We start from the raw sequence: 12,613 nt of genomic DNA, 5'->3' as shown, positions 1-12,613 counted from the left end.
ATGGTCAATAAGCTTTGAATTTGATTCTTGTCCAAGAATAAAAGGGGATTGTTTATGAAGATGAAACTGGTCGCTGCAGCTACCATGAGTTTGGCTATGTCCACCGCTATTGCTGCATCCGATGTGACTCTATCTACTGACATGGATAAATTATCCTACAGTATTGGTGCTGATTTGGGTAAAAATTTCAAAAAGCAAGGAATTGAAGTTAATCCCGCAGCAATGGCAAAAGGCTTACAGGATGGTATGGCAGGCAGCCAACTGATGCTGACAGACGATCAGATGAAAGAAGTGCTGAACAAATTTCAAAAAGATCTGATGTCCAAGCGAAATGCCGAATTCAGCAAAAAATCTGAAGAGAATAAATCCAAAGGTGAAGCTTTTTTAAGTCAGAATAAAACTAAAGAAGGCGTTGTCAGTTTACCCAGCGGACTTCAATACAAAGTGATTGAAACTGGAAGCGGTGCTAAACCGGCTAAAGATGATACCGTGACGGTTGAGTACACTGGTAAGACAATTGACGGTCAGGTATTTGACAGCACCGATAAGTCTGGCAAACCCGCTACCTTCAAAGTTTCTCAAGTAATTCCAGGATGGACTGAAGCGTTACAGTTAATGCCTGCTGGTTCTACCTGGGAAATCTACATTCCTTCGAGTCTGGCTTATGGTCCACGTAGTGTGGGTGGTCCTATTGGCCCAAATGAAACCTTGATTTTCAAAATTCATTTGATTTCCGTAAAAAAGGCCGCCGCTTAAGTTGTTTTAGGCAGAGTTGTCCAAGTACCGCGGCCTGTCCGCGGTATCACTTTTCTAAGAGTGTCACACCAGGATGAATAAACGCCTGTTCATTATTTTCCTGCTAGGGTTTTCTTCCGGTCTCCCTTTGGCATTAATCACCAGCACCTTGCAAGCCTGGTTTGCTGATACAGGAATGTCTGTGCTAGCCACTGGATTATTAAGTCTGGTTGGTTTGCCTTACGTTTACCGCATTATATGGGGGCCCTTGCTGGATCGCTATTCGCTGTGTTTCCTTGGAAAACGCCGCAGCTGGATTTTGTTAACACAAATATTGTTATTAGCCGCATTTAATTTAATGGCCTGGTGCCAACCCAGTCAATCGCCGCAGTTGATGGCTTTGCTTGCATTCCTCATAGCCATTTTCTCAGCGACGCAGGATATAGCGATTGATGCGCACCGAACTGAATATTTGCGAGAAAGTGAGCATGCACTCGGCGCATCACTGGCTGTTTTTGGATATCGTCTTGCTTTATTAATTGCCGGTGGATTGGCACTGGTTATGGCGAGTCACCTCGGTTGGAGCTTAACTTACCGAATTATGGGATTGCTCATGCTGGTTGGCATAGCTGCCACATTATGGAGTCCAGAACCATCGCAATCAATAAGTAGTCAACCGACTTTTGTTCAATCATTTCTCGAGCCTTTGAAAGAACTATGGCATCGCCGGGGCATTATTCCCTTAATTCTATTCATTTTATTTTATAAGCTGGGTGAAGCTTTCACCACCACAACAAGCGGCATTGTCATGCCATTCCTGATCCAGGGCTTGGGATTTTCGCTGGATACCATAGGCTATATTAATAAAATGCTGGGAATCAGTTCGATTTTACTGGGTGGATTAGCTGCAGGCTTTATTCTGTTGCGCTGGCCTTTATATCAGGCTTTATTAGCCTTTGGTATTATACAGGCACTGACGAATTTATTATTTCTTGCCCTGGCTGTAGTCGGAAAAAATCTGGCCTTATTTGCAACGGCTGTTGTACTGGACAATTTCGCCGCAGGCATGGGCTCTACAGCACTGGTCGCATTGTTTATGCGTCTGGTGAATCGCCAATATACGGCGACTCAGTTTTCACTTCTTGTTGCTCTATCCACATTGCCGAGAACCTTTTCAGGGCCCATAGCCGCTTTATTGCAAATGCAGGCAGGGTGGGTTGGGCTCTATAAATTTTCCTTTATTTTTGCCTTGGGTTTTATCCCGTTTTTACTGTTAATCAGAGATCAGACCCGATTGGAAAATGGGAAAACAGTCAGCGATTTAAGTATTGCTCATTAATGCGGTCTTTAACTATTACAAGGATGAATAATGAATAAGTTTAGTTTGGCTCTTCTCTTTTGTTCATTTCCGCTTTCCCTAAGCTTCGGTGCGGAGCCGAATGATAATTGCAGCAAAATTCCAGGGCATTGGCAGGGCATTTATACTCTCAAAAATGCAGCAGATTGCTCTACCTATAATGGCTGTACACACTTGGTGATGGCAGATGTATCCACTATAGGTTCTGGTAAATTCCGTATTAAACTCAATCCTGCAATAGGCCAGGGCGGGGTGTTTGAAATAACTTGTGAAAATGGGGTGATTGCCTCTCCAGTTAATCCCGGAAATACGGTCTCTTTAAATTGTGATGAATCAAACCATTGTTTTGTAGTGTATGATGACGAGCGTTTGAGTTCGGAGATGGCGAAGCCATAGTCAGCAAGAATGCCTCTTTCAATCTGTGGTTCCAGAAAGGGGCATCAATGGTTAAGAAACTGTCTTGAAGTCTTTATAAGAGGAAAATCTGATGTTTGGTACCGAGGGTGGGACTCGAACCCACACGGTGTCACCACCACCGGATTTTGAATCCGGCGCGTCTACCAATTCCGCCACCCCGGCACGCGAGACTGATTATAACAAAGAAATCTATGGAAACAATGCTTCTTGAAAAATATTTCAATAGAACCACACAACAAATTTGTCGTCTTTGCGAACGAAGTGAAGCAATCCAGATCGAAGCCTGAACAAAGACAGGATCTGGATTGCTTCGCTAATGCTCGCAAAGACGGATTCCTAGGTGAAAAGCCGCAGTACCTAGGTGGAGTTAGGCGGGCACAACCTGCATAGTATCGCTAGCGGCTGCCAGTCAGAGAAGACTTGGTATTTTCAGCCTCAATAACGCCATGTGTGCTGAGTTGCTGCTGGATACTTGGAAAGCTAGCACCATTATTCTTATGCTTATTCCGAAACACAGGGTAGTAGTCCGGTCTTTTATCCAATAAGCAGCTTGCATGATTGCGACGTAGTTCCAGCATTTGACCATGCTCCATTCGACTGGTCTCAGACCATTGTCGGGATAAAGCATTATGGAAGTTCTCTACTAAACAGGGACCGCAGCTGGTGTAATCTGCCACTGGTTGCTGAATCGCCTGTTCGGCATAGTCTAATTTTATTCCGGCAGTATTTAATCCCGCTTCAGTCAATTCTTTCAGGATTACTCTTTGTCTGTTTTCAGTTGGCTGCCTCCCGAGGCTGTCCAGATACAGGGCTGAATCCACTTTCCGACCCGTTAAGCTAAGAAGAAGTCCAACCCAGTGATTGCCCACTTGAATGGGAAGAACCAGAACAATTTTATGCGATGCATTTAAAGCAGCGTTTTCGGCCAGTATTAACCCAAGCTGATCCTTTATTCGATTTCCCTGCACATGGTCATTAATCTGACTGACTCCAATGACGGTGGCAAAGTTAAACGTCTCTAATCTGGCTCTCAAAATCGCGAGCATATCTTCGCTGTCATAAAGATAAGAGGCATTGACTGTAAAAAGAGAGCGACTTCCGGAGGTGGATCTTGCAAAGGAAGTGACTCGGCTACTGGGGTTAGTACTGACCGTCTGTGCCATGTTCGATGGGCTGACTGGAGTGAGATTGATTTGCTGTTGTTCGATTCTTCTGATCGATGTTTTAAGTCTTTCGACAAGGTGAGGATGACCTGAGTCGATATGAAATTTCTTTGCTCTGGTCAAAAATTCAAGTTTCAATGCCTTCAATGAGCTTGCCTCTCCAGGATTTTTTAGTCCACGCTCATTGAGTTGCTTGAAAACGTGCATAATCGATTTCTCGTCACGATAAATTTCACTTGCCTCCAGGTGAGTGATGAAATTATTAAGTTGGGGTATCGGTAGATGGTAGAAAACCCCATCAAAAAAACCTTTCTGAATGAGAAAATAGCGGTTGTGGTGTGTACAGGCTTTTAACAAATGAAAAAAGAAAACCGAATTACTGGTTTGAATCAACTTAATCAGGGCATCTTTACTAACTGTCCTGAAAAAGCTAAAAACTTCACGTTCAGTCTCAGTTAATGGCTTATCTTCCTCTGAGCGTTTAAGTAAGAATGCCAGCCGAGGTTTTTTTGAAGCCGATTTTGTCGCTTCTTTCTGTTTTTTGGAAGTCCGTTTGATTGGTCCTTGTACAGAATCATTGATACCGAGGATTGCTTTGAGTCTTTCAACATCATCATCCGCAATAGCCGAGAATATCCGATTGGATTGGCAGGCATTTTGCCAGGAGGCGGGTTTGTCGGTGCTTGTCCGGGTTGAGCTGGTTCCAGATTTAGATTGAGCGAGGCTATTTCGAGAAGGATGAGAGGCTGTTCGATTAATACCGCGAGGTTCATTTCCTGTTGTTATGCGAGCTGAAGCCTGAAGGGAAGCTGGTATAGGCCTGACGTTCCCAAGAGGCTGTGGGTTATTGATTGGCCCTGGTGTTGTGGTGTTTTTTTGTACAATAGCAGGTCCTTTATTCAATCCTGCTGACGGGAAGCGCATAGAGGGTATAGCGCTTGCTGCATGAACAGCTGATACAGGCCGTTGTTCAAGCCCCACTGCTTGTCGAATACTCTGCAACCAGTGAGGTGAATCTTTTAAATGCTGCATAATCTCATTCAACTGGATTTTTAAATCCTCTGGAAAGACGGAATAGGCAATCCGTATTTTGCTGAGCAATGCTGATAGATCATTGTCAAAGAAACGATGATTTCTGAGAAAGCTGATGGCTTGAAGAAGCGTTATTATTTTTTCGGGATTTGTACCCACCCTGCTAAGGTTGCTGTGCAATAATTTTTGAATTGGGGTTTTATTTTGTTCAATAAGCTCAGGGCTTTTGATTAAACTTTTTGCAATAGCAAGACATTGAATATCTGCCCCTGGAACCTGAGATGCTTTTTCAGCTGCTGAATTGAGGAACTTGTTAATTAAAGCATCCGACACCGGACGAGAGGTTTTGCCTGCCTGCTGCAGCAATTGTAGCGCAGAGAAATAGCGGAGTAGTATATCAGCAGGCAGTTTATCCAACTCTAGCTGGCTCAGAATCTTCTCAAATAGCTCAAGCGAAAGCATGCCTTCAATGGCACCCACTTTAGCCAGTCTGGCAAATTGGAGATAAAGACGAGAAATCTGATTGGCAAGTATTCCGGTATTTGAAGATGCAATTATCCTTTCAAGAATTTCATGAATAAAATCTGCTTTAATTGCGGTCATCCCTGCTACCGACTCCTTATTAAGGAGCTCAGCAAAGGACGTAAAAATATCCAGTAGAGCATCGTTAAATTGTAAGGAAATATTATTTACACAGCTGGTAATTGTAGAGTGAATAATTGTGGGATTTAATGGTCTTCTCTTATTGACAGATTTATAAAAGCAAAGAATGTTTCTATAGTCATTAGCCTCAAGGCGAAATGGTTTGAACCGGTTTAGAAAGGGTGTAATATTTTCAATATTGATTTCTCTATCCAGTGCGTCATGCTCAATCAGTATACTCAAACTGAAAAGCAGGGAGGCATGGTGTTGTTCCCATAGAGGACCTCGTGAAGGGCTTAATAAAATGGTTTCTAATAATTCAGTGGATAGTTTGCCTTTTATTCGACTGGTTTTGGCCAGATTCGACAATCCATGCAAACAAAGCGTTTTTGAAACGTTCCAGTTAAAAGTTAACAGATGGAGCAACTGATTCAACGAATGGGCAGACAAAACAGAGGCGGGGGAGCTTTCTTTTAAATAGACTCCCAAAAATTTAACGACATGCGCAAATTCGATTTCAAGCTCATTTACATTGGGAGAATATTGGTATGCAAGATCTATCCAGTCTTTCAAATCTTCAAATTGCTCTCGGATTATTTCAACAAATTCTTCAAGAAGGCTTGTCAGTGTCTGATTGAATGCGCCACTTTTATTTTTTTCTTTTCCTAAAGTATTAATTGAGATGACTAGACGGGAAATGTTTTGCAAAGCATCCTCTGGTTTTGAAGGAGGAATTATAGCTCGCCTCAGTACATTGGTTTCTGATTGCGATGAGGACTGGCTGGAATCAAATTTGCGTTTCATTTAAGTCACCTAAAAAAACTGAGGTATACGATGGGAGTATGTAATGACACAGGCTCCAAAAGACATTCACTTGACAAATTGGGCAATGACAATGCATTCTAGCAGTGGTTTAAAATGGGATCAATAAGATTTTCTGTTATACAAAATGATCATAGGGATTCAAGTTCTCATTGACAAAATTGGAAAAATAATCAGATAATTACATGCGAGCGAATTATTCAGGGAGAATAAAAAATGAAATTAAAGCTATTTCTATGGCTTTTAGCGCTCACTCTCAACGCTTACGCAAGCGTTTGTCCTGATCCTGATAATAGCTCTCTTCAATGGGGAGAACCTCCCTATCCCTGGCTTAAGAATCCCTTTTCAGCGAATCCTCCTTACGGAGAACCCGGCACTCAGTTTGTTAAGGCCAACATTCTGGTAGCCGGTTTTGGCAGGGGGGTGAGCTGCACTTATCGTAATTCAGCTGGAGATTATTCAATCTGGAGACAAACCATCGTTAAACTGCCTCCGCGCGTTGATCCAAACTGGATAGATATCTATACCGGCTATGTTTGTACCAGTGCGCGAGAGGCCTGCGAATTTTATGTGGTCGCTGAATAAGCAGTTTAATTCGGCGGTATCACAGTAGATGTTGCATTTTCGGCAACAACTTCTTCGGATTTATTTTCAGCGCTCCATTCATTATGAACGCTCCAAAAATCATCCTGGCTTTTAATAGACTTGAACTGAGTATAAAGGTTTTGAACCTGAGCACGTGGATAAGAACTTACGGCTTCAAATAGTTTGTCATCTAATATATTTAATTTAATGAGTAGATTCAAAATCTCGAGGCGATGGGGAGAAATTGAGGTAATTTCTCTTCCAAAAAGTGTCGGACTTGTTTTTTTAGCCGACTCAACAGAGGGCTTACACTGCGCCTGAAGCTGGCGATGATAGCATTCTAATTCGTAGGCTGAAAAAATGAATTTTTCAATATTGACGCTATCAGTGTCAGTTGCGGGCGATTTGATAAACTGTGTAATTATTTTTTGATAATCGGCAAGTGTTAATTTTTGGCTATCTTTGCAAATCTCTTTTAAGGATACGATAGCTGGATGAGTGGAATTCTGGCAGGATCTTTTGTTTAGAAGATTATTTAAATAGGCTGTCATAGTAATTGTAAAATAAATAAATTATTTGCATATTATGAGATAAGTTGGGTAAAAATTCAATAAATATGATAAAGCTCAGACCAAGGCAACCAATGGCATAGGGCCATTATACTCGCTCCAGCCGCCAAGAATCTCCGGCGGGCGGGTTGTGGAGTATATCGGGTGAACCACAATTTCCTGATTTGGAAATAGATCTCGAACCCAGGATGGGGTTTTCGCTCCCATCCAGGTTAAAAACAAGTGGCCTTTCGGATACTGGAACGGTGTCAGAGTATCAATAAAACGAAAATCAGTTCCGGTTTGTGTGTACAGATTTCCAAGTAACCAGAATGAATCGGAAAGAATATAATTGAAGGAGCTGTCTGATTGTTTCAGCACATGAACCAGCTCTGTGAAAGGGAAACGCAGGTTGCGCTGATTTCCAAAATGTGCCCGATAGACCAGTGCTGAAATAAAAAAGCCTTGCAGAAGAAGACAGCATACCATGTAGCGAGCAAAACGTTTCGGATTAAACTGATTTTCTTTAATTGGGCTAAAAAAAAGAACTGGTACTATAAAAAATATCGGGATAAGCCATCGTGTTTCAAAATTTTTGATCCCAAATGCCAGTACCAGGATGATCAGACACGCCAGCGCATAGATGAAATAAACATTAACAATGCGGCTTTCCAGCGTTTTAGGTCGGAAGGGAAACGATTGCGGAAAAAAGATCTGGCTAATTATGTAAACGGGCAGAATGAATAGTAAACTGCCTTTAAGAACTTCAAGCGCCCCGTGAATGACCGATTTGTCTTGCGAGACCAGCTTATAGCTGGCATGCAGGCCAATACTGGCAAAATGATAAAGCCATATCAGATAGGGACTTGCAATCAGTAACGCCAATGAAAAGGATAGAAATAAATAAGCGGGCTTTACTCGGGAACGAATTTCCTCAATGGATAAAATCGTAAGAAGCAGGGGTAAAAGAAAGAATAAATAATTGTATTTGGAAAGCAGGCCACAGCCCATGACTAAGCCCAGGATGCAATAGTCACCAAAGCTGGACAGGCTTTGCGGTTTAAAAACTATATACCAGCTGATGCAAGCCATTAACAAAGCCAGTACTGAGTGCGTATTGTCCTTCAGCAAATCCAGACTGATTGCGGGAATTAAAGCCCAGGAAACCGTAGCGCACCAGGCCAATAAAGAATTTTTACAATGTAACTGGCAAATGCGATGATAATAAAACAAACAGCCAAAAAGCAGTACTGATTTCAAGGCTATTAAACTGAAAAGATTTGCGCCAAACAAGTGAAACAGACTGTATTGCAGCCAATTATACAAGGGCGGTTGATTAAGATAACCCCAGGAAAAATGCTGCGCCAGGACAATTTGTTCCGCTTCATCAATTTCAAGTAAGCTGCCTCTTAAAAAAAGTCGTATAAAAATAATAATGAGGCAAAAGCCGAGCAGCCCTGCGGTCGATAAGAACTTGTTTTTTTTTGAGGCAGTTAGTTGATTCATATCCATAAAAATGCAGTAATGAGTGTTAGCAGGAGACCAGAATTTTACTGTGCCTTATGATAAGTTTTTGGTAACTCCCCAGGTTGTGGGTAAGTTTGATTTAATTTAATCAAATCGTCTCAACGTCATCCTGAACGCAGTGAAGGATCTCCTGAATCTGGCTCAGGATGGCGTACCTGGAGAGTTACAATTTTTGTATCCTAACACTATTTTGCTTAAAAGATAACGCTTGATTCAATGCACGAAGTACATACGGAGACAGGGATGACAATAGAAGAGTTAGAGAGAAAATTAAGTTCCATTGTGGATTATTATGATACCAATCGTATTGAGCTGAATGACTACCAGCAAAGAAAAATCAAGCTGACGCTGATGACCTGTTTTTCGCAATTGCTGGGACAATTCGCGGGGCAGCCGGACAAGCTTGAACAGACTTATGCGGAACTCGATAAGTTGATAGAAGCTAACAGAAGTCAGGGACGTATAGCCTGGCTTGAACAGCAAATCACAGATACAACCTATGAAAAGGGATTATGCCGTTATCTGCTCGCTCAAAGTCATCTTATCCTGCAAAAAAATCTTAATTATAAGCCTTCGCAATATGTGGAGGTATCCAGCCTTGATCAGCTCATCAGCAAGTTACACAAAGATAAGGAAACTTCTGATAATGTATTGCAGAGTGCTTTACTCAATAGCCTCATCTCAATGTTTGGTTCAATTCAGGATTATCATAGCAATGCCCGGGAATTGCCAGAAAACTGGTTCCAAACCACTATCGACAAGTTACCTCTGGTCACTACCGCACTTTGTGCAGGTTTATATATTGAGGAGTTTGCGCTATTATTCGCAACAGTTTATGTAATCTGGAAAGGCTCTGACTGGCTTCAGAAATCACAAATCGATATTGTTCAGGCAATTGGAAAACAGACCCATTATTTCATTGAGATATTTTCAAAGCTGGCTGTAACAGCAATGGCTCAGGGCACCAATCTGATTTATCTGATTTTTAAGGTGGGGCTGGTATTAAGCCTGGAGACTCAGAAAAGAATATTTAACAGCATCATGCCTTCTGCAGCGATAAGCGATTTAGATCTGTCAGCAGAGATTGGCTTATGGGGGCATTACTTTAGTGAGTTTGAGATTAAACTGATTGCGATTCCTCTTGAAGAATATATTTATCAGCAATCAAAACAAACTGCCGCCAGTCTTCGCTATGGGCATACAAAAAGCATGAAAATGAAGGAGCTTTTAAAAGTTTTCCAACAAGAAGACGCTTCAAATAATTCGCTCGAAATAAAGTTAAAAAATATCGAAGACCGGCTAAGAAAACTGTCTTACAACAAAGATATATGTGCCACAGGAACAGAAGCTGCCCGTGCGGTTACCAAGGCGCTCGCAACACTTAGAACTGTAAACAAGCCGCCCCAGGAGGAACCTGGACTGTTTGAAGGTAATGAGTGCGAGCCAAGCGCTTTAACCTGTGTTTAAAGGAAGTGAGAGTAATTATGAAAATAGCTGTATATGGAGCAGGTTATGTGGGTCTGGTTTCCTCTGCCTGTTTCGCTAGTCTGGGACATAATGTTTTATGCGTGGATGTAAATCATAACCGAATTAAATCCTTACAATCAGGGCATTGTCCTATTCATGAAAAAAATTTGCCTCAGTTGCTTTCTGAACAAAGCGGTGCAGGCAGGCTGCGATTTGATTCAGAGCTTGAAGAGGCAGTTTATTTCACGAATGTTCATTTTATTGCCGTAGGCACACCGGGATTAGAGGATGGTCGGGCTGATTTATCTCAGGTCAAAGAGGTTGTCCGAAAAATAGCTCAACTGGCTGAAAGAGATAGTTTTATTATTTGTAAATCCACTGTTCCCGTAGGAACCGGGGAGCTTCTGGAAAATCTTGTTAAGGAAGAATTAGCACTATTGAACAAGGATATTTCGGTGCATCTGGCATCTAATCCTGAGTTTTTGCGGGAAGGCTCTGCTGTGTTTGACTTTTTAAATGCCGACCGCATTATCGCAGGCGGAGAGTCGTCTTCCATCGCCTGCCTGCAGGAAGTCTATCAGCCATTGATCAACAAAGGGATACCGTTTCTGGCAATGAGCCGCTCTTCTGCCGAGTTGACCAAGTATTCTGCCAATGCCATGCTGGCTGCCCGAATAAGCTTTATCAACCAGATTAGCCAAATCGCAGAGGCTAGCGGGGCTGACATCGAGGAGGTACGCCGGGGCATGGCGCTGGATGAACGCATTGGTCCTCACTTTCTGAATGCCGGAATAGGCTATGGCGGTTCCTGTTTTCCAAAGGATGTCAGAGCTCTTGCCCAATGTGCTGTCGACCTGCAATTGAATCCCTCTTTGCTGCTTGCGATAGACGAAGTGAACAATCAACAGAAAAACTGGGTTTTTAAGAACTTGATGAGTCATTTTAACCAAAACTTAAGCGGTTTAAAGCTGGGGTTCTGGGGATTATCATTTAAACCGGATACAGATGATTTAAGAGAAGCCAGTAGTTTAATTGCTATTCAGTCAGTTCTTCGGGAGGATGCTTTAGTGGTGGCCTACGATCCTGTAGCTACAGATGCTGCCCAGTTGCTTTTTCAGGGCGAGCATAATATCGTATGGGCAAAATCTGCCGAAGAAGTACTTGCAGGTTTAGATGCTTTAATAATTGCCACTGAATGGTCTGAATTCCAGTCTTATTCTCTTTCTGCGATGAAACGATCTATTGGACGAGCGGCAGTTTTTGATGGACGTAATTGCTTCGACTTAAAAGCAGTCAAAGAAGCCAATTTGCAGATGTATTATTCTGTAGGACGTCCTGTTGTTATTGGATATAACGATTAGGTGATAAGCGATGCCAATAAAAAAGGCGGTGTTTCCTGTTGCAGGACTAGGCTCCCGTTTTTTACCTGCTACCAAGGCTACTCCAAAGGAGATGTTGCCGGTTGTAGATAAGCCGCTGATTCAATATGCGGTAGAAGAGGCTGCTCGAGCCGGGTTCAACCATATGATTTTCATCACCAGCTCTACTAAAAGAGCTATTGAGGATCATTTTGATAAACAATTCGAGCTCGAAAGCCGGCTTTTAGAGCAACGAAAAGAAAGCTTTCTGGAGCTGGTACGCAATGTTTCCCCTGAAGGGATTCAGTTTACCTATGTCCGGCAAAATCAACCGATGGGCCTTGGGCATGCGATTCTCTGTGCAGAGCATGTGATTGGTGAGGATCCCTTTTCAATATTATTGGCAGATGATTTGATTGACGATCTGCGTTTTCCCTGTTTATTGTCGATGGTCGATTTTTTTATGAAAGAGAGAAAATCGATTCTGGCTGTTCAATCCGTTCCCTGGCATGATGTACATCAATACGGTGTAGTTAGTCTTGTAAATCCGCAGGAGCGTTTTTCCGAAGTGACCGGGATGATTGAAAAACCGGCAGCCAAAACAGCCCCTTCAAATCTGGCAGCAGTAGGGCGTTATATTTTTACTCCGGCAATTTTTACCGCCTTACGGGAAACACCGCCAGACGAGCGCGGAGAAATTCAGCTTACTGATGGGATTAAGCGATTGCTTGACTGCGAAAAAGTACTGGCTTATCAATTTGACGGTAAACGCTATGATTGTGGATCCAAATTGGGATATATGCAGGCAAGTGTTGAGTTTGGATTGCGCCATCCGGAAATTGGAGAAAGCTTTCACCAGTTTCTGGAGGAAATTACTGCTGTCTAGTTAATTCGGCATTATTGTCCTAAGAGCTGAACAGGCTTACTGAAAACTAGCCTTGAATTATGTACTCGTTCTCT

At 42.4% G+C, this 12,613-nt stretch carries 10 protein-coding genes and 1 tRNA gene; 7 read left to right on the top strand and 4 right to left on the bottom strand.

Going from position 1 to position 12,613, the window contains the following annotated elements:
* The first annotated feature begins 54 nt into the window (after nucleotides 1-54).
* From E1O89_RS04835 to E1O89_RS04825, 3 genes are all read left to right on the top strand, one after another.
* On the top strand, nucleotides 55-756 hold the full coding sequence (locus E1O89_RS04835; protein ID WP_165483062.1) for an FKBP-type peptidyl-prolyl cis-trans isomerase: 702 nt from the start codon (nucleotides 55-57) through the stop codon (nucleotides 754-756).
* Nucleotides 757-829: 73 nt separating this feature from the next.
* Complete coding sequence (locus tag E1O89_RS04830) at nucleotides 830-2,074, top strand: AmpG family muropeptide MFS transporter (RefSeq protein ID WP_133139181.1); 1,245 nt, start codon at nucleotides 830-832, stop codon at nucleotides 2,072-2,074.
* A 30-nt stretch (nucleotides 2,075-2,104) separates the two neighbouring features.
* The gene (locus tag E1O89_RS04825; RefSeq protein WP_133139180.1) at nucleotides 2,105-2,488 is read left to right on the top strand and encodes a hypothetical protein; all 384 of its coding nucleotides are present in this window, start codon (nucleotides 2,105-2,107) and stop codon (nucleotides 2,486-2,488) included.
* A gap of 96 nt (nucleotides 2,489-2,584) precedes the next feature.
* On the opposite strand, the gene E1O89_RS04820 is transcribed toward E1O89_RS04825, so the two are convergent.
* Both E1O89_RS04820 and E1O89_RS04815 read right to left on the bottom strand, forming a co-directional pair.
* Nucleotides 2,585-2,671, bottom strand: a tRNA-Leu gene (locus tag E1O89_RS04820).
* Between the two features lie 233 nt (nucleotides 2,672-2,904).
* Entirely contained in the window at nucleotides 2,905-6,150 is a 3,246-nt protein-coding gene (locus E1O89_RS04815) for a hypothetical protein (RefSeq protein WP_133139179.1), read from the bottom strand.
* A 234-nt stretch (nucleotides 6,151-6,384) separates the two neighbouring features.
* On the opposite strand from E1O89_RS04815, the gene E1O89_RS04810 reads away from it, so the two are divergent.
* Nucleotides 6,385-6,753 (top strand): DUF3757 domain-containing protein, encoded by a 369-nt coding sequence (locus E1O89_RS04810; protein ID WP_133139178.1) that lies wholly within the window; start codon nucleotides 6,385-6,387, stop codon nucleotides 6,751-6,753.
* A gap of 5 nt (nucleotides 6,754-6,758) precedes the next feature.
* Here the strand turns inward: E1O89_RS04810 and E1O89_RS04805 are convergent, their stop codons facing one another.
* Entirely contained in the window at nucleotides 6,759-7,304 is a 546-nt protein-coding gene (locus tag E1O89_RS04805) for a hypothetical protein (RefSeq protein ID WP_133139177.1), read from the bottom strand.
* Nucleotides 7,305-7,379: 75 nt separating this feature from the next.
* Nucleotides 7,380-8,807 carry a glycosyltransferase family 39 protein gene (locus tag E1O89_RS04800; RefSeq protein ID WP_165483061.1) on the bottom strand — a complete coding sequence of 476 codons (1,428 nt, stop codon included), beginning with the start codon at nucleotides 8,805-8,807 and terminating at the stop codon, nucleotides 7,380-7,382.
* A 264-nt stretch (nucleotides 8,808-9,071) separates the two neighbouring features.
* Here E1O89_RS04800 and E1O89_RS04795 point away from each other — a divergent pair, with 264 nt between their 5' ends.
* The 3 genes from E1O89_RS04795 to galU are packed head-to-tail and all read left to right on the top strand — an operon-like array spanning nucleotide 9,072 to nucleotide 12,539.
* Nucleotides 9,072-10,295: a hypothetical protein gene (locus E1O89_RS04795; RefSeq protein WP_133139175.1), complete on the top strand. Its 1,224-nt coding sequence runs from the start codon at nucleotides 9,072-9,074 to the stop codon at nucleotides 10,293-10,295.
* 17 nt (nucleotides 10,296-10,312) lie between these two features.
* Nucleotides 10,313-11,656 carry a UDP-glucose dehydrogenase family protein gene (locus tag E1O89_RS04790; protein WP_133139174.1) on the top strand — a complete coding sequence of 448 codons (1,344 nt, stop codon included), beginning with the start codon at nucleotides 10,313-10,315 and terminating at the stop codon, nucleotides 11,654-11,656.
* 10 nt (nucleotides 11,657-11,666) lie between these two features.
* Entirely contained in the window at nucleotides 11,667-12,539 is an 873-nt protein-coding gene (gene galU / locus E1O89_RS04785; RefSeq protein WP_133139173.1) for a UTP--glucose-1-phosphate uridylyltransferase GalU, read from the top strand.
* Nucleotides 12,540-12,613 lie beyond the last annotated feature (74 nt).

Origin of the sequence: Legionella genomosp. 1, from assembly GCF_900640215.1 — a bacterium.
GTDB classification, from domain to species: domain Bacteria; phylum Pseudomonadota; class Gammaproteobacteria; order Legionellales; family Legionellaceae; genus Legionella_C; species Legionella_C quinlivanii_A.
Note: the sequence above shows the minus strand (reverse complement) of the source record. Positions and strands in the feature narration are given on the sequence as shown.